Annotated in this window: 16 protein-coding genes; 10 read left to right on the top strand and 6 right to left on the bottom strand. The window is 64.1% G+C overall.

All coding sequences use genetic code 11. The annotated features are described in order from the left end of the window. Positions 1 to 11 precede the first annotated feature (11 nt). The 4 genes from AB0I57_RS16980 to AB0I57_RS16965 all read right to left on the bottom strand — a co-directional run bounded on the left by AB0I57_RS16980 (position 12) and on the right by AB0I57_RS16965 (position 4,338). Positions 12 to 1,640 (bottom strand): cytochrome bc complex cytochrome b subunit, encoded by a 1,629-nt coding sequence (locus tag AB0I57_RS16980; protein ID WP_358338295.1) that lies wholly within the window; start codon positions 1,638 to 1,640, stop codon positions 12 to 14. Positions 1,641 to 1,666: 26 nt separating this feature from the next. Continuing rightward, positions 1,667 to 2,812 (bottom strand): ubiquinol-cytochrome c reductase iron-sulfur subunit, encoded by a 1,146-nt coding sequence (locus AB0I57_RS16975; protein WP_358337622.1) that lies wholly within the window; start codon positions 2,810 to 2,812, stop codon positions 1,667 to 1,669. After that, positions 2,809 to 3,660: a cytochrome c gene (locus AB0I57_RS16970; protein WP_358337619.1), complete on the bottom strand. Its 852-nt coding sequence runs from the start codon at positions 3,658 to 3,660 to the stop codon at positions 2,809 to 2,811. Before AB0I57_RS16970 ends, AB0I57_RS16975 begins: the two co-directional genes overlap by 4 nt. Before the next feature lie 66 nt (positions 3,661 to 3,726). After that, positions 3,727 to 4,338 (bottom strand): heme-copper oxidase subunit III, encoded by a 612-nt coding sequence (locus tag AB0I57_RS16965; protein WP_358337616.1) that lies wholly within the window; start codon positions 4,336 to 4,338, stop codon positions 3,727 to 3,729. Positions 4,339 to 4,464: 126 nt separating this feature from the next. Here AB0I57_RS16965 and AB0I57_RS16960 point away from each other — a divergent pair, with 126 nt between their 5' ends. Beyond that, complete coding sequence (locus AB0I57_RS16960) at positions 4,465 to 4,941, top strand: hypothetical protein (RefSeq protein ID WP_358337613.1); 477 nt, start codon at positions 4,465 to 4,467, stop codon at positions 4,939 to 4,941. 44 nt (positions 4,942 to 4,985) lie between these two features. Next, the gene (gene trpD / locus AB0I57_RS16955; RefSeq protein ID WP_358337610.1) at positions 4,986 to 6,074 is read left to right on the top strand and encodes an anthranilate phosphoribosyltransferase; all 1,089 of its coding nucleotides are present in this window, start codon (positions 4,986 to 4,988) and stop codon (positions 6,072 to 6,074) included. A 33-nt stretch (positions 6,075 to 6,107) separates the two neighbouring features. On the opposite strand, the gene AB0I57_RS16950 is transcribed toward trpD, so the two are convergent. Both AB0I57_RS16950 and AB0I57_RS16945 read right to left on the bottom strand, forming a co-directional pair. Beyond that, the gene (locus AB0I57_RS16950) at positions 6,108 to 6,383 is read right to left on the bottom strand and encodes an Lrp/AsnC ligand binding domain-containing protein (RefSeq protein ID WP_358337608.1); all 276 of its coding nucleotides are present in this window, start codon (positions 6,381 to 6,383) and stop codon (positions 6,108 to 6,110) included. Positions 6,384 to 6,393: 10 nt separating this feature from the next. After that, positions 6,394 to 8,139, bottom strand: a complete 1,746-nt coding sequence (locus AB0I57_RS16945; protein WP_358337606.1) for a DEDD exonuclease domain-containing protein — start codon at positions 8,137 to 8,139, stop codon at positions 6,394 to 6,396. Positions 8,140 to 8,674: 535 nt separating this feature from the next. Here AB0I57_RS16945 and AB0I57_RS16940 point away from each other — a divergent pair. The 8 genes from AB0I57_RS16940 to AB0I57_RS16905 all read left to right on the top strand — a co-directional run bounded on the left by AB0I57_RS16940 (position 8,675) and on the right by AB0I57_RS16905 (position 17,708). Next, the gene (locus AB0I57_RS16940; RefSeq protein WP_358337603.1) at positions 8,675 to 9,220 is read left to right on the top strand and encodes a C40 family peptidase; all 546 of its coding nucleotides are present in this window, start codon (positions 8,675 to 8,677) and stop codon (positions 9,218 to 9,220) included. Between the two features lie 226 nt (positions 9,221 to 9,446). After that, positions 9,447 to 10,499, top strand: a complete 1,053-nt coding sequence (locus AB0I57_RS16935; protein WP_358337600.1) for an NlpC/P60 family protein — start codon at positions 9,447 to 9,449, stop codon at positions 10,497 to 10,499. Positions 10,500 to 10,543: 44 nt separating this feature from the next. Continuing rightward, positions 10,544 to 11,920, top strand: coding sequence for a hypothetical protein (locus AB0I57_RS16930; RefSeq protein WP_358337597.1), 1,377 nt, complete (start codon positions 10,544 to 10,546; stop codon positions 11,918 to 11,920). Between the two features lie 43 nt (positions 11,921 to 11,963). After that, complete coding sequence (locus AB0I57_RS16925; protein ID WP_358337594.1) at positions 11,964 to 13,091, top strand: glycosyltransferase family 4 protein; 1,128 nt, start codon at positions 11,964 to 11,966, stop codon at positions 13,089 to 13,091. 212 nt (positions 13,092 to 13,303) lie between these two features. After that, positions 13,304 to 14,005: a hypothetical protein gene (locus tag AB0I57_RS16920; RefSeq protein WP_358337591.1), complete on the top strand. Its 702-nt coding sequence runs from the start codon at positions 13,304 to 13,306 to the stop codon at positions 14,003 to 14,005. A gap of 556 nt (positions 14,006 to 14,561) precedes the next feature. After that, entirely contained in the window at positions 14,562 to 15,104 is a 543-nt protein-coding gene (locus AB0I57_RS16915) for an alternate-type signal peptide domain-containing protein (RefSeq protein WP_358337589.1), read from the top strand. Positions 15,105 to 15,285: 181 nt separating this feature from the next. Beyond that, positions 15,286 to 15,921 carry a SipW-dependent-type signal peptide-containing protein gene (locus tag AB0I57_RS16910; RefSeq protein ID WP_358337586.1) on the top strand — a complete coding sequence of 212 codons (636 nt, stop codon included), beginning with the start codon at positions 15,286 to 15,288 and terminating at the stop codon, positions 15,919 to 15,921. 5 nt (positions 15,922 to 15,926) lie between these two features. Next, the gene (locus AB0I57_RS16905) at positions 15,927 to 17,708 is read left to right on the top strand and encodes a signal peptidase I (RefSeq protein ID WP_358337583.1); all 1,782 of its coding nucleotides are present in this window, start codon (positions 15,927 to 15,929) and stop codon (positions 17,706 to 17,708) included. Positions 17,709 to 17,791: the final 83 nt, after the last annotated feature.

The raw sequence follows: 17,791 nt of genomic DNA, 5'->3' as shown, positions 1-17,791 counted from the left end.
TTCGGATGAGGCTAGTGGGCTTCGCCGTTTCCGGACGAGCCGTTGCCGTGTACCTGGTCCTGGTATTCCCGCAGCATGGTCAGCTGCTTGTGTTCGCCCTCGTGCAGGGCGGCCTCGAGAGCCGCGCTCTCCTCGACCGGGTCGGCCGTGGTGAGGCTACCGGAGCCGGGCTTGCCTGCAGATCCGAGCTTGTTCATCTTCTTCGGGAGGGCCGCACCCTGGTACTCGAGCGGGATCGGGTGACCATGGTCGTCGACCGGGCCGAGCGGCTGATGAATCTCGATGTACTGACCGTTCGGCATCCGCTTGATGATGCCGGTCTCGATACCGTGCTCGAGCACCTCACGGTCGCTGCGCTGGAGACCCAGGCAGAATCGGTAGGTCACGAAGTAGGCGATCGGAGGCAGCAACACCATGCCGATGCGGCCCATCCATGTCGTGGCGTTCAGTGAGATGTTCAGGTGGTACGCGATGATGTCGTTGATGCACGAGAGCGTCAGGATGACGTAGAACGTGATCGCCATCGCACCGATCGCCGTACGCACCGGAACGTCACGTGGACGCTGGAGCAGGTTGTGGTGAGCGTCGTCCTTGGTCAGACGCTTCTCGATCCACGGGTAGGAGATCAGGAGGGTGAACACCACGCCCATGATCACAGCCACAGCGAATACGGACGGAATTGTGTACCGGTTGAACAGGTAGATGTCCCACGCGGGCCACAGACGGGCCATGCCGTCCGTCCACATCATGTAGATGTCGGGCTGCACGCCTGCCGACACCTGCGACGGGTTGTACGGGCCGATCGTCCAGACTGCGTTGATCTGCAGCAGTCCACCCATCAGGGCGAGAACGCCGGTCGTGATGGCGAAGAACGCGCCGGACTTGACAGCGAAGACCGGCAGGATTCGGACACCGACGACGTTCTGCTCCGTGCGTCCGGGGCCGGGGAACTGCGTGTGCTTCTGGTACCAGACGAGTGCCAGGTGCCCTGCGATCAGCGCGAGGATGATGGCGGGAAGCAGCAGGACGTGTCCGACGTACAGGCGCGGAATGACCAATTCACCGGGGAAGTCGCCACCGAAGATCAGCCAGTGCAACCAGGTGCCTGCGATCGGGACGCTCATCGTGATGCCGGACAGAGCGGCGCGGACACCGGTGCCGGAGAGCAGGTCGTCCGGGAGGGAGTATCCGAAGAAGCCCTCGAACATCGCCAGGATCAGCAGAAGGCTACCGATGACCCAGTTGGCCTCACGTGGACGCCGGAACGCACCGGTGAAGAAGACGCGCGCCAGGTGTACGACGATCGACGCCGCGAACATCAGTGCAGCCCAGTGGTGGATCTGACGGACGAACAAGCCACCACGCACCTCGAACGAAATGTTCAGGGTGGTCTCGTACGCACGAGACATGGTGACGCCACGAAGTGGTTCGTACGCACCGTTGTAGACGACGTGCGCCATCGACGGGTCGAAGAACAGGGTCAGGTAGACGCCGGAGATCAGCAGGATGATGAAGCTGTACAGCGCGATCTCGCCGAGCAAGAAGGACCAGTGCGTGGGGAAGACCTTGTGTATCTGCCGTCGCATTCCCGCAGCGAGGTGATACCGAGAGTCCATCGCTTCGGCCTGGCCTGCGGCCATCGAGTTAAGTTTGGATGGTTTGTCGGTCACGGTCGACGCTCCCAAAATGCCGGGCCGAGAGCTTCGATGTAGTCACCTGCGGCGACAAGGAAGCCCTCTTCGTTCACTGTAATGGGCAACTGCGGAAGGGCACGAGCAGCGGGACCGAAAATCGGCTTGCCGTAGGTCAGCGCGTCGAACTGCGACTGGTGGCACGGGCAGAGGATTCGGTTGGTCTGCTGTTCGTACAGCGAGGTGGGGCAGCCGAGGTGGGTGCAGATCTTCGAGTACGCGAAGTAGTCCCCGTAGTTGAAGCTCTCCTGACCCTTGCGCTTGACGACCTTCGCGGTGTCCTCCGTGCGGAGACGGATGAGCATGGTCGAGTTGCGGGCGCCGCGAAGTCCGCCGAGCAGGGCTTCGAAGTTGCCCCGGTCGGACTCACGGAAGGGGAACACGGTCTCCATGGAGCCGGCGTCCAGATCTTCCGGCCGGACGAGGACGACGTCCTCAGGTCGGCCGGTGTCGCGGCGAAGGTAGATGGTTTCACCCTCGTAGCGGGGGGTCCAGCCGGACACCCACAGCGGCGAATCGTCACCCTCGGCCCACGGGTTCTTGATCAGGCCACCAAGCGGCATGAGGGTCATGATGCCGAGGGCGCCGCCGCCGAAGATGGCGCTGCGCTTGAGGAGCTTGCGTCGTGCGATCGTGGACGTCTCGAACGAGTCACCGAGTGATGCCACGGTCGTCTGGCGATCGGTCTCGGACGATTTACCGTCGTGGCGGTCCTGGATGGACACCTCTTCGGGGATGAACTTCTTGGTGAACTGCACCGCTCCGAAGCCGAGGCTGAGGATGGAAAGGCCCATTGTGAGGCCGATCAGCGGCGTGTACAGGCTGTAGGCCGAGTAGTTCTCGTCGCCTGCGCCTGCGTATTGCCAGGGCCAGAACAGGTAGATCGCGATGAAGGCGATCGCCGAGACAGCCGCGAGAATGAACCAGAAGGCAACCGATCGTTCGGCGCGCTTCTCCGCCTTCGTCCCCGAAACCGCCCAGCGGTCGCGGCGGAACGCGACGTCGACACCGTCGAGATTGGTGCCGAGTTCTACTAGTTCGTCGCGGCTGAGGTTCTCGAGTTCCTCATCCGTGTGATCCTTCTTTGGCGTGGCGCCGTCCGGTTGGCCAGCGTCGCTCATGTCCTTGCTCCGATCCACAATGCTGCACCGACGACAGCGATAATTCCGACGATCCACATGGCGATACCCTCGGAGGCGGTATTGAGACCGCCGAGTCCGTAGCCGCCGGGCTGCTTGACCTCGCTCGCCGACTTGACGTAGGCGATGATGTCCTTCTTTTCCTCGACGGTCAGCTGACGGTCGGAAAACTTGGGCATGTTCTGCGGGCCGGTGACCATTGCCGTGTAGATCTGCTGCTCGTTGGCCGGGTCCAGTACCGGAGCGAACTTGCCGGACGACAGTGCACCGCCCCGACCGGTGAAGTTGTGGCAAGAAGCGCAGTTGAGGCGGAACAGTTCGCTGCCGCGTGCGATATCGCCACCGCGCAGCGAGGACTGCGCGATCTCGCCGTTTTCGTCGCGGATGACCGTCGGTCCGCCTCCATTGGCCTGGATGTAGGCACCGATGGCGTCTGTCTGCTGTGCGTCGAACTTGACGGGCTTACGAATGACCTGCGCCTCGTTGCGGACTGCGGGCATACGTCCCGACGACACCTGGAAGTACACCGCGGCCTCGCCGACACCGATCAAGCTGGGGCCACGATCCTGGACACCCTGAAGGTTCACACCGTGGCACGTGACGCATGAGGTGTCGTACAGCTGCTTGCCTTCGCGGATCAGTGCTGCCTGATCATCGCTCGCGGTGGCGACCTGTGGAGTCGGCGTCAACGCGGACGCGAGGAAACCGGCGCTGACCAGACCCATCATGAGGACCAGGGCACCGGTGACGCGCCTGCGTAGCTTCCGCCGACGCCGTGCCTGGGCGGCCGACGCCGTGGTGTCGGATGTGGGAGGGGGGGATGGACTCATCTGTATCCCTTTGGTATGTCGGGACGGACTGGACGTCAGGGGGGCTGCCTGGGGGCGTTCAGCTGATCATCGGATGAAGTAGATCGTCGCGAACAGGGCGATCCATACGATGTCGACGAAGTGCCAGTAGTACGAGACGACGATGGCTGCGGTGGCCTGGGCAGGCGTGAACTTGCTGACCTTGGTGCGGAAGATCAGAAAGACGAACGCGATGAGGCCGCCGATAACGTGCAGCCCGTGGAAGCCGGTGGTCATGAAGAACACCGAGCCGTACACACTGCTCGAGATGGTCGTGCCTTCGCCGAACAGGGCGAAGTACTCGTAGCCCTGCCCGAGGACGAAGAAGGTGCCCATGGCCAGGGTCAGGAGGTACCACCGGCGCAGACCGAAGACGTCGCCACGTTCAGCCGCGAACACACCCATCTGGCAGGTGAACGACGACGCGATCAGCACCAGCGTCACCGGAACGGCCAGGAACAGATTCAGATGGGTCGGCTCCGGCGGCCAGTTTCCGTACGACTGTGCTCGTGCCACGAAATACATGGCAAAGAGCCCTGCGAAGAACATGAGCTCACTTGACAACCACACGATGGTGCCAACGCTGACCATGTTTGGTCGGTTCAGCGAGTGCACGCGTTGGGTGATTGCTGATCCTGAAGTCCCTACTGCGCTCGTCACAGACAGAAGTATGACGTCTTGTCGTAAGAGGTGAGTACTCGGGTCCGCTCTTGGTGCGCTCTGGCGTCCGGAGTGTCCGATTATCCCTGCTGGCTGGCTGGTCGCGGACCGTGAAAAGGTGGGGGGATGGGAACTGGGCGCAATCGAGGGTGGCTGCGGAGATTGTTCGGGGGTGGACGACAGTTCCCGTTGGACCCGGACAGGCATGATCTCGTGGTTGTCGCGTCATGCTTCGACGACGTGGAGGCGTGCTCGACGACGCTCGGGCGGGCCGCCGCCGAGCATCCGCGGTGGACTGCCGATGCAGAGGCCGTGCTCAGGCATCATCTGACACTCCCAGCCTCGGCGGTGGCGGAGGCGGTGTCGATCGCTGCGCAGGACGGCTACCGCCCGCAAGGTTCGGGCGAGGAGCCTTCCGACTCAGGGCCCGCGGATGCGACCGCGCCGGTGCAGTTGGTGCTGCAGCGGACTCAGATCCTCGACGCCCTGCACTGCTCGCAGGAACGGTCGAGGATGGTCGGACTCGCCCAGCGGCTCGGTGGTTCCGCGGTCGGATGGGATGCGATGCAACCGGCGCGCGAGCCCGATTTGCCCGATAGCTAGGCTGCGATGGATCTGATCCGGCACTAGGACAAGAGGACACGACGATGCAGAGCCCGACTGCTCAGGAGACGAAGAGCGGACTGCCACCGGCGCGCACGTGGCCGTTGGTTCTCGGCGTCCTCACCGAGGGCCGCGACCTCTCTGTGGAGGATGCGACCTGGGCGATGGACGAGATCATGTCCGACAACGCCACCTCCGCACAGATCGCGGCTTTCGGTGTCGCCCTCAAGATGAAGGGCGCGACTGCGCAGGAAGTGCGCGGTTTGGCCGATTCGATGCTTGGACACGCACGCAAGGTCCCGATCGACGCCGACGTCGTCGACGTCGTCGGAACCGGTGGTGATCGGTCCAATACGGTCAACATCTCCACGATGGCGTCCATCGTGGTTGCAGCCTCCGGAATTCGCGTCGTCAAGCACGGGAACCGGGCAGCGTCCTCCAAGAGCGGCGGCGCGGACGTTCTCGAGGCACTCGGAGTGAGGATCGATCTCGGTCCCGACGAGGTAGCCCGATGTGTCCGGGAGACCGGGATCGGCTTTTGCTTCGCCCCCGTGTTCCACCCTGCTCTGCGTTTCGCGGGGTCGCCGCGCAAGGAGATCGGCATCCCGACCGTCTTCAACGTGCTCGGACCGCTCACGAATCCGGCGCGTCCGCGTGCAGGTCTGGTCGGGTGCTCTTTTCCTGCGCTGACCTCGGTGGTGGCCGGCGTGCTGGCTCAGCGCGGCAGTTCCGCCCTCGTGGTGCGCGGCGACGATGGCCTCGACGAGCTGACCACGTCGACCACGTCGACCGTGCACGTCGTGTCGGACGGGGCGGTGACAACCCGGCAGTTCGATCCCCGCGACATAGGGATCGCACGGGTCTCCCTCGAAGAACTGCGCGGCGGCGATGCGGAGGTCAACGCGGCGGTGGCGCGACGCCTCCTGGCGGGCGAGACCGGACCGGTGCGCGATGCGGTGTTGCTCAACGCCGCCGGAGCGATCGCGGCGTTTCGAGGACTGGGTGGCCGCACACTCGAAGATGCGCTGTCAGAGGCTTTCGCGACAGCGGCCCAGGCCATCGACAGCGGCGCCGCTTCGACGCTGCTCGACAAGTGGGTCGACGTGACCTCCGCGCTACCGGACTCCAAATAGATTCGGTTCCGAACGAGAGCGCTTGCGGGTAGGTCACTCGCCTATGGAGAAGCCCGCTTCGACGTCGGCGCTCGAGTAGGACTGGAATGCGATGTGCGTGGCCGTCCTGGACACACCCTCGACCCTGTTGATCCCCTCCGTGACGACTTCGGCGATCTTGGCGTGGTCGCGGACTCGCACGATCGCGATCAGGTCCACATCACCGGCGCAGGAATAGACCCTGTTCACACCGGCGATGTCGGCGACAGCCTGTGCAGTCTCAGGGATACGGTGAGCTTCGGCGTGGATCAGGACGATGGCGTTGATCATGATCGCCACCCTATGTGGTGGTGGATGGAATTCGGCGCGGGTGGTCGGCGTCGTGTTCGGTGGCGCTCGCGGCCCGTGCGAGTTCGCACCAGCCGGTCCAGGAGCCGGCCCCCTGTGCGGGCTCGCACCAGCCGGAAGAGGCACTGACTATGCGTGTGCCCTCCCGATCCAGCCAGCGAGCGATGAGGCCCGCCTCCTCGGGGGACGCGCCCCGCAGGGGCGACGAGTCCGGTACGACTGTTTCCGCGGTGAGGACGAGCGCGTCCACCACTGGCATCGGAGGCGCTCCATGCGGCGCGCATCCCGCAGATGCGAGTCGACCTGCGCGGATGACGGCGAATTCCCATCCGCCCGTCGCTGCCGGGTGCGCGGCGACTAGTTGATCGAGGGCGGTCAGAGCAGCGAGTCGTTGCATCTTTCGTAGCATCAGAACCGTCTCAACCGTACGGTCGCGCAGGCGTGCGGCATTCTCGAACAATTCCTGGGCTGCCAGTTCCTCCACCCTCGCACGCATCCGGCGCAGCGGTGTGTCGTCGAGGCCGCGTACAAGCTGTCGGAATTGTTCGGGACCTTGGCGGTAGGCGGTTTCGGTTTCGAGGCCGTGGACGGCGGCGGGGCAGCGCCCCACCTCCCGCGACGGACACTTCGGCCCGTGTACCTGCCCCTTCGGTATGCGGCTGGTGCAGGTGCGGAGAGGACAGTACTCGGCAAGGGTGTCGGCGACGTCGACCGCTGTCGAGCGTGACCGGAAGGGTCCGAGCGAATCGGCATTGGGGGTGCGGTTCACCGACAGTCGGGGGAACGCCTCCTTGGTGAGCGTGATCCACCACCCGCGTTTCGGATACTTCGATCGCCGGTTGTATGGAGGAGTGTGTGCGGCGAGTAGTCGGAGCTCGCGGACCCCGGCTTCGAGTGAGTGGGCGCACTCCACATGGTCGATCCGGGTGCACAGTGCGATCATTTCTTTCATCCGGCCGCGGGACTCCGACCCGGTGAAATAGTTGCGCACGCGTCGTCGCAGATTCGTCGCAGTCCCGACATAGAGGACCTCGTCGGACGAACCGCGGAACATGTATACGCCCGGAGAGTGGGGGAGTTGGCCGGCGAGGGAGCGTTTCGCCCGTTGATGTGACGAAATGTCGGGAAGATAGTCGACAAGTTCGGTGAGGCTGTGCACTCCCTGGTTGCCGACTCGCTCGATCAGGGCGTGCAGGACGTCGACAGTAGCGCGGGCATCGTCGAGTGCCCGGTGTGTCGGCGTGGTTCCCACCTTGAAGAGCCGGGCCAGCGACGACAGCTTCATCGATGGTGCTTCGTCGCGGGTGAGAATTCGTCGGGCCAGTTTGACCGTGCAGAGGACTGTGAAGTTCGGCCACGGTGTGCCGGTGTCGGACGCGGCAGCTCGGAGAAAGCCGGTGTCGAACGGGGCGTTGTGTGCGACCAGCACTGCCCCCCGCGCGAACTCGAGGAAAGCGGGCAAAACCGCCTCGATCCGCGGAGCTTCGATCAGCATCGCGGATGTAATGCCCGTGATCTCGACGATGTGGGGCGGGATCGCTCGTCCCGGGTCGACAAGGGTCGCCATTTCTCCGATCACCTCGCCGCCGCGGATCTTCACCGCGCCGATCTCGGTGATCGCGTCGAGGCCCGGTCTCGCTCCCGTGGTCTCGAGATCTACCACCACGAAGGTGGTCTCTCGCAGTGGGGTGTCGAGCTCGTCGAAGCTCAACTGCACAGGGGCACCGGGCACGCTCACAGCTCGAGAGCGTATGGGCGAGCACCGACAGAAGGGGTTTCGGAGCTGTGAGAGACGAGGATCACACCGACTGATTTCAGACGGCGGCGACGAGGCCCGGCGTGTGTCGGAAAGCCGATCTCCGAGCGTCGGCTCCCATTCGTGCGGAGGCTTCGGGTCGCCGAGTGGGCAGGCGCCGAACGATCCGGGTGCAGATGTCCTTTGAGCAGGAGAAACGCATCGCTCAGGGTCGCAGCCAACGCAGGTTGAGTCGCCGACTAATAACCCAAGCACCTGAAGTGCTGGCTGAAAACGAACTATTTGTTATCCGACCGTTACCAACGGTTTCTTCGCCCTCGCGAATTGGCTGGAAGTGGCCCCGCGCCGTTGCGCTTGGTCGACAGGTAGGTATTCCAGTTCGTAACCTTTTTGAGACCAAGCGGAGACTTGCAGCCCATTCCTGGGCAGCACCACTGGTCACCGGGCTGATCTTCCCAGCCCGAACCCGTCAGCCAACTCGGTCGGCGGAGAGCGGAAGAAACGGAGTACCCCTTTCGTGGAATCACAAGTTCTCAAGCGGAATGTACGGAACGTCGTCGTTGCGGGCACACTTGCAATCGGAGCACTTACCGCTACCGCCGCCCCCGCGGCCGCGGCCCCCATTGAGATCCCCGGAATCGGAACCTTCGAGATCCCCGGGCTGGTGCTCCCGCAGATGCAGGGAGCGCCAACAGGGCCGGTCGCCCCGCCCATGAACACCACTGTGGGGGAGAGGGCCGTCGAGGCCGCCCACACCAAGCTCGGTGCCCCGTATTCCTACGGCGCCGCCGGTCCCAACTCCTTCGACTGCTCCGGGCTCGTTCAATGGGCGTACAAGCAGGCAGGCCTGGATGTGCCGCGCACCAGCTATCAGCAAGCCGCAGCCGGCGCGGTGGTGCCGATGTCCGATCTTCGCGTCGGCGACGTGATCTCTTTCTACGGCGGCTCGCACTCAGGTCTCTACGCAGGCAACGGCAACGTGATCCATGCCTCCACCTCGGGCCAGCCAGTCAAGCTGGCACCCCTCGCGTCCATGCCCGTCGACGAGGCGCGCCGCTTCTGACCTTGCGCGAAGCGCAGGCGTCAGGGTCGAGACCGAATACTGGGTGGACGCGGCGTATGCCATTTCGTAACCTATACGAGACCTTGCGGAGATATGTCGTGCAATCGGGCGGCAGCGCGGGTCGCCGCCGCTTCAGCCACGCCATGTTCGCTCGAACCGGGGATGCCTCCGAACCGATGGGACAGTCGACTCAGCTGGTGGAGATCTACGATCGGAGAACGCGTCCGTGGCCACACACACGATGAAGCGCTCCGTGCGTAGGGTCCTGACGGCAACCGTGCTGTCTTTGGGGCTCGTGGTACTGCCCACGGTCCAGGCGGGCGCGGACCCGGTCTTCACCGATCCGACCGACTCGATGGCCGAACTCGGTGAGCTGTCTCGTCAATCCGAGCAGACGAACGAGGCGCTGCTCAACGCTCAGATCGATCTCGAAGCGAAACAGTCGGCGCAACGTGAGGCCGAAGCACAGGCGACGGCAGATCAAGATTTACTCGATGCCGCGAGGGCGCAGGTCGACGTCTTTCGGCCTGCGGTGAACCAGCTGGCCACGGCCACGTACCAGGGTGCTCGGACCAGTCGCCTGTTCGCCCTCATGAGCAGCGACTCGCCGCAGCAACTCCTCGACCAGATGTCACTGCTCGATGTCATCTCCAAGGACACGAGCAACCAAGTCGCTCAGTTCTGGTCCGCGACCGAGGATGCCTCGAGAGCGGCAGAGGCGTCCAAGGAGTCAGCGGACGCGGCGCGGGCTGCTGCAGAGCAGGCAAGGGCCGTGAGCGACGACCTGCAACGCAAGCAGAGCGATCTTCAGGCCCAAATCGATGGCGTGCTGGAAGCGTTCGGCAACCTCAGCGCTGAGGAACGCCAGCAGCTCGCGGGTACGCCGTTCCCGCCCGGAGTCGATCCGGCCACGATCCTCGCCCATCTGACCCCAGGCGCGGGCTCGAGCGCACTGCAGGCTGCCATGACGCGCATCGGTGACCCGTATTCGTGGGGCGCCACCGGGCCGGACCGGTTCGACTGTTCGGGACTGGTGGTGTGGGCCTACAAACAAGTCGGCAAGAACCTGCCGAGGTCCAGTCAAGCGCAGGCCAATGGCGGTATGCCGGTGTCCCGCGACGACCTGCAACCCGGCGACCTGGTCATTTTCTACAACGACGCATCCCACGTCGGCCTCTACGCAGGGGACGGCAACATCATCCACGCCTCGACGTATGGAGTCCCGGTCAAGGTCGAGTCGATGGCAAGGATGCCGTTCTACGGAGCGCGCCGCTACTGAGTATCAACCCGCCTGGCCGAGGCGGTGCCCATAGACTCGCACGCGTGGCTGAACCAGACTCGCGAGCCGCGGGACCCGCACCGGATCCGACTCCACGTCGCCAAGTACGCGTGTGGGAGTGGGTAGCGCTGGTCGGACTCGTTGTCGCCGTTGTCGCCGTCCTCGGACTGACCGGTCTCGTGCGCGGCGATGTTGATGCGGACGCGTCCGCCGGAAAGTTGAACGCCGACCAGCGCTCTCGTGTGGTGGCGGTGCAAGCACTCCTCGACAGCTGGGCGACGGCACTGCAACGCAATGACGCCGCCGAATTGGCGGAGTTGGTAGACGCGTCGGCGACGCCCGGCTTCCTCGCCGCACAGACACTACGAGCAGCCAATATTTCGGGAGTCGATTTCTCGGATTGGGGTTATGAGATTCTCGCCGGACGCGAGAGTGAGGTTCCGCCCAGTGTCGTCACCGCACTGCGCGCGGATGAGGTGTGGGCACCTGCTGTTCAACTCCGCTACGCGATCGCAGGGGTGGACGAGCGTCCCACGCGCAAGCCGGTATCGCTTGTCGTGGCCCGGCGCGGCGCCAGCTGGACCCTGGTCAGTGACAGCGCCACGGTGGATGCAAACCTTCGGACATGGCGCGGCCCTTGGGATTTCGGGCCGTTAGTCTCACAGCGCGTCGAAACGGGCGAGGGACGAACGTCTGTGGTGCTCGGGCATCCCTGGGACGCCGAGATGGTCGACCGTCTGGCAGAGGAACTCCCTGCGGCCGTCGCCGACGTCTCGCAGCTGTGGGGTTCGGACTGGGCGGGACGCGCGCTTGTCTGGGTTGCGGGATCGCAAGAGGAGTTCACGGCTCTGGTCGGTCCGAAACACGATGGCCGCAATATCGCCGCCGTCGCGCTCTCGGACGCGGTCGACCCGGATTCCGACGTGGTGACTGGGCAGCGGATCGTGTTCAGCCCGGAAGCGGCGGAACGACTCACCGGCGTCACCACGCGCGAGATTCTGCAACACGAACTGACCCATGTGGCGACGCGGGCGGTCACGGTGGACGGTTCGCCGATGTGGATGCTCGAGGGCTACGCCGAGTACGCGGCACACCGGGGTACCGGAACGGCCGAACGGCAGATTGCTCCGACGCTGGCCGCTCGGGTGGATACCAAAGGTGCCCCGCGTGACTTCCCCGGCGACAGCGACTTCGCCGTATCCGGCAAGCATGGGTCGCAGGCATACGAGGCCGCGTGGTCGATCAACGCCTTCGTCGCCGCAGAGTTCGGAGAAGCCCGATTGACCGAGCTGTACCGAGCACTGTCGGTGGGGAAGGTGGATCCGCAGACGCTGGACGAACGCCTGTCGGATGTCCTCGCCGTGGGTGCCGATCAGTTCCGGAACGGCTGGTCCCAGTGGGTGAGCGCTCAGTTGGGGTGACCCTGCGTCGGCCACCCTGCGGTGAACCGCCTACGGTGATCACATGCGCCGAACCCTGTTGGTGACGAACGATTTTCCACCGCGCCCCGGCGGGATTCAGTCGTACCTGCACACTTTCGCAAAGTATCTGCCCGCAGAGGATTTCGTCGTCTATGCGCCGCGCTGGCGTGGCGACTCGCACACCAAGTTCGATGCGCGACAACCGTTTCAGGTAGTGCGCCATCCCACAACGCTGATGGTGCCCACCCCGTTCGTCGCGCGGCGTGCGGCCGAACTGCTCGCGAAACACGACTGTACGGGGGTCTGGTTCGGTGCGGCTGCTCCACTAGCGCTGCTGGCCCCGACCTTGCGTCGAGCCGGAGCGGAGCGGGTGATCGCGAGTACGCACGGGCACGAGGTCGGTTGGTCCATGCTGCCCGGTGCCAGACAGGCTCTCGGGAGAATCGGCGCGCAGACCGATGCCGTCACGTATGTGAGCCGTTACACGCGACGTCGATTCGCGTCCGCGTTCGGCTCGAGTGCGGCGCTCGAACACCTACCGCCCGGGGTGGACACTGCACGTTTCGCTCCGGACAGTGGTGCTCGGGCCGAACTTCGGTCCCGGTACCGACTCGGTGCTCGGCCGACGATTCTGTGCCTGTCGCGGCTTGTGCCGCGTAAGGGTCAGGACGTCCTGATTCGGGCACTGCCTGGTATCCGTGAACAGATCGACGGTGCCGTTCTGGTCATAGTCGGTGGCGGACCATACGAAGACAGACTGCGGTCGCTGGCGCGGTCGGTGGGCGTGGACGAGCATGTCGTGTTCACGGGTACCGTGCCGTCAGCCGAGTTGGCTGCCCACCACACGATCGCCGACGTGTTCTCGATGCCGTGCAGGACGAGGGGTGCGGGACTGGACGTGGAGGGCCTCGGAATCGTGTTCCTCGAGGCGTCGGCCACCGGTGTTCCCGTCATCGCGGGACAATCCGGTGGTGCTCCGGAAACGGTGCGGCCGGGCGAAACCGGATTGATCGTGGACGGTACGTCGGTGGCCGACGTGGCACGTTCGGTGATCGACGTGCTGTCGGATCGCGACCGCGCCGCCGCGATGGGCGCGGCGGGCCGCGAGTGGGTCAGGACGGAGTGGCGGTGGGACGTGCTCGCCGGCAAGCTGGCGTCGCTGCTGGCCTAGGCCGAGCGATCGAGATCGCACTTCCGACTGGCTCGATCGATTCTTCGCAGTCACGTTGTGTCGCTGAATACATGCCGGACCAACCCCTCGTGCGATAGCATCTCCCAATTCTCGACGGTCATTTGCACACTCCCGATCGTCTTGCGCCTGTGGATCGTTGACGTCTCGGCGTGAAGCGATCGGCCCTGCAAGCAATCGAATGGAGATCGCACGTGTCCCAAACCCCGATACGCCGCGCCACTGTCGTGGCTGCTACCGCCGCACTGGTAGCGACCGGTCTGACCACGAGCATCGGAGCGGGCGTGGCCAGCGCCGCAGAGTGCGTACAGTCCGCCCAAGCCACAAAGAAGTCCACGGTGGGCCGCACCTACAGCTATGTCAAGACGGTTACCGAGACGGACGCCGCCCCCGGCACCCTGGTCACCTACGAGACCGTCGTCAGCACCAGCGGCGGCATCCCGTACCTCCAGAGCATCACTGACTACCCGCCTGCCGGCTTCGGAGCGCCGGTCAAGGCGACCGTGAAGAGGAGGGTGATCGGCGGACAGGAAACGGCGGAATTCACACCGGTGCCGGACGGCTCCGGCTACAAGGTGAGTAGCACCGGATGGTCCATGAACGCCAGCAACCCGGTGACGCTGAATATGACCTACGAGGTCCCCGACGATCTCCCGGTCGGCACCGCCGTCACCAGCGGTGGCATCAAGACGACTGGCACCCTCAGCATGGATCATTCTTTGAAAGACGCGTTGAACGTGTGCTTCACCGTACGCAACGCGAACCCCGGCGAGGTTGTCAGCGGCAGCCTGGAAGACAGCGGCCTGGGCTCGTCGGAGGGCCAGCTCAGTTCGACCGGCTCGATCGCCGATATCCTCGGCGACACCATCACCCGATTCTTCGAGAATCTCAGCTGATACGTAGACCACTCGTCACGTGACAATGTTGAAGCGGCCCCGGAGACCTGACGACTCCGGGGCCGCTTCCGTCGCTACCGGCACGACACGCCAGGGGCGGCAGTAGCCGACATCACATAGCGCGAGGCGAGGCCGTGCCGCCACAAGGCAATGCGCACAGTGAATTACGACACTGTCCGACACCCTGCCTTCCTTCCGGACATCCCGACCTGCATCACTTTCCGTCGTTGTGCCGCGTGAGCGGTTGCGGTCACGATCCGCTGGTCCATCACAAAATGGTCGACTCACCATCCGATCGAAAAAAATATTGGACAAGCGACCAGGTGTTTTCCAGGAAAGTGTCGGATTGTGTACGCGAATGTCCGTTCACCGTGGTAGAACTTCAACGCATCGTAAGCGGTGTACTCGGGTTCTCCGGGTTACCGACAGCGATGAGCGACACCACGGAGACGGATGCCACGAAACTCTGCCCATTCTTTTGGGCGAACGAAACTCCGATCCGAGACCGAAATAATCCACACCCCGCGACGGGGTTCGACGAAAGCTGGGCAACTACATGAACAAGCAGACCAAGGGTGCCATCGCCGCCGGTGCCGCCGCGATCCTGCTCGCCGGTGGAGCGGGCACCATGGCCGCGTGGAACGCCTCGGAATCGGTCGGCGGTGGCTCCGTCAAGTCCGGTACCCTCTCGCTCACTCAGGGGGAGAACGCTGGTTGGAAGGACAGCAACGGCGTTGCCATCGAGGACATCGCGAGCTTCAAGGCCGTGCCCGGTGACGTCCTCACCTACAGCGCTGAGTTCCTGATCGGTGCCGAGGGTGACAACCTGTCCGCGACGCTGTCGGCGGACAAGGGCTCGATCAGCCCTGACAATGCCCTCAAGGAGGCATTGGTGCTGGAGACTACTGCAACGATCGGAGACGAGGAGCTCGTAGACGGCACCATCGACAGCGACGACAACGGCAAGACCGTCAGCGTCAACGTCGAGGTCAGCTTCGAGGATGCGGGCAACGACACTCAGGGACTTTCCGTCGATCTCAGTAACTTCAGCGTCACGCTGGAGCAGAACTCCGTCACCGGAGACAGCCAGGACAGCTAGTCGTTATCGCCCAACGATTTTCGGATGGGCACCCAGCGCGTCGGTGGTCGACCCGGTCAGGGTCGGCCACCGACGCTCTCGAGGTTTGGACCGTGGCGGCCGCACCCCAGGTTTGGTTGCACATGGGTAGTACCCCGGCGCACTGGCGCCTGCTAGATGGATGAGGAAAGGCTCAGCAACAATGTCTCGTCAAGAGATTTCGAGTTCGGCGTCGGGGTTCGGTGCCCGTGCGCGGTCGTTGATGTCGGGTGGTAGACCGCGCGCGATTGCGTCGTTGGGGATCGTGCTCGGCCTCGGTGCGTTCGGGACGCTGGCGGCGTGGAGTGATACCGCGACGGCGACGTCGGGTGTGTTCTCGACCGGTTCGATCGATCTGCAGATCGACGGTCAGCAAGCGAATCCGGACGCGTACGCATTCACGTCGTGGTCGAAGTCGGGTTTGTACCCGGGCGAGCGGTCGAGTGCGAAGTTGCCGGTGCAGAACACGGGATCGACGCCGCTCAACTACACGATTACGGCGTCGGCGTCGTCGTCGGACTTGGCCGACCACATGGTGTTTGTGCTCAAGGATGGTGAGCCGAATGGTGAGTCGGGTAACAAGTGCAGTGGTGAGAATCTCGGGCCGGTTGACCGACTGGTAAAGGGCGGCGAGGTGGAGGCGCTAGACGGGCCGAGGACGCTGCAGCCCGGGGAGAGTGAGTACGTGTGCTTCCAGATCAGGTTGCACCCGGACGCGGCGGATACCGCGGATACGAACAACAGTGTTGAGGGCAAGTCCGTGGACGTTGCATTCAACTTCCACGCGACGACTGCCTGAGAATCATGACTGCACAAACAAATCCGACTGGATCGGATAATAAATTTTCTGTTCGCCAGATCGCACTGAACGTGGGGGCGATCGCCGGCTTGATTTGTGTGCTGGCCGCGTCGGCGTCGTTTTTCTTCGGGATCAAGCCGTTGGTGTTCCGGTCGGGTTCGATGTCGCCGGAGATCACCACCGGTTCGCTGGCGTTGTCGCGCAGTGTGCCCGCCTCAAATCTGGCGGTCGGTGACGTGGTCAGTGTGCTGAATCAGCAGGGCACCCGGATCACGCACCGGGTCCAGGAGATCGTCTCGTCCAATGAGAACGCGTCGGTGCTGATCCTCAAGGGTGATGCGAACGAGGATGCGGACCTCTCGCCGTACACGGTCACGGAGGCGGACCGGGTGTTCTTCAGTGTTCCCTCGCTCGGGTATGTGGTGGCGTGGTTGTCGTCGCCGACGGCGATCTTCCTCGGCGGTGCGTTTGTGGGCAGCCTGATGGTGGTCGCGTTCCGGCCTGCCGCGCGTAAGGATGACGAGGATCAGGGCGGTGACGACTCCGGCGCGTCCGGGGGTGAGAAGCCTGCCGAGCCTGTGTCGGCGTCGGTGCGGGACTTCGATTTCGATGATGCTCCGACGCAGCAGTTCGAGATGCCGGTTGCTCCGGTGACCAAGACCCGGACTTTGGCGTCCCGGATGTTGTCGGGGCGTGCGTTGCCGGCGCGGCCGTTGATGGCCTTCGGTGCGGTGGGTGTGGCGGCTTTGATGGCGACCACTTCGGGTACGGCTGCGGCGTTCACCGATACCGGGTCGGTGGCGAGCACGTTCGGTGCGAACGCGAACTTCTACCCCACCCCGGTGGTCACCGACACGAGCTGCAAGGACGAAGGCAACTTCTTCGATTGGGACGCGATAGTCTCCTGGGACAGCCTCGGGAAGACCCCCTTGGGGGATAACTACGAGTACCAGGTTGTTGTGGTCCGCTCCAGTGACAGTGGCCACGTCTACATGAGAAAGAACGTTGGCACAGATACGTCGATCAGACTCGACATCGACGACACCGGCAGGCTCACTCACGTCCAGATACACACCGTGAACGGCCCGAGGACTTCGTCGGGCTATCGCGGTCAGAAGGTCAGGGCGCAGACAGTTACTCGCACCTACTGTGACGGTGGCGAAATCTACGACGCCAATGAGTCCTGGGAGAACGAGCAGAGCGCGTCTGGCAAGAGCCTGAGCTTGGCGTCGGCGAAGCTGGCGTCCGAGGAGCCGGTCGCAGAGGTGATCGAGGAGCCGATCGAGGACACAGCGGATGAGCCGACGGATGGCAGGACCGACGAGCCCGCTGAGGACACGACGGACGAGCCGGTCGAGGACGCTACGGACGAGTCGTCGGACGCGACGGATGAGTCGGTTGAGGATGTGACGGACGAGTCGTCGGATGGTAGCGCGGATGAGTCGGCGGATGAATCCACCGATGAGTCGGACGCGGACGCGGGCGCGGATGCTGGTGCGGGTGTGTCGTCGGGTGGTTCGGGGATCGAGAATGTGTCGCCGTCGGGAAGCTTTGTGGCGACGGTGTCTTCGTCGCAGGTGGTGATCACGGACGAGTCGGGTTCGGTGCTGTCGAGCATGCCGGTCGGTGACAAGGCGGCGGTGCAGTGGGCGGCCGATGCCGAAGAGTTCTGGCTCGCCGATGCCGGTGAGTTGTTCCTGGTCTCCGCGTCCGGGGGCTGGGAGAAGGCCGCGGCCGATCCGGAGTCGGCGGAGGTGCCGGCGGGGATTAAGGGACTGGTGCAGTAGCGGTACGGGTTGTGTGGTGCCGGTGATGAGGCCGAATTCTCCTACCCCTGTCGGGGTCTGACGAAAGCTGACCATGAGATGAA

Source organism: Rhodococcus sp. NPDC049939 (assembly GCF_040656415.1).
In the GTDB taxonomy this organism is placed as follows: Bacteria; Actinomycetota; Actinomycetes; order Mycobacteriales; family Mycobacteriaceae; genus Rhodococcus_F.
Note: the sequence above shows the minus strand (reverse complement) of the source record. Positions and strands in the feature narration are given on the sequence as shown.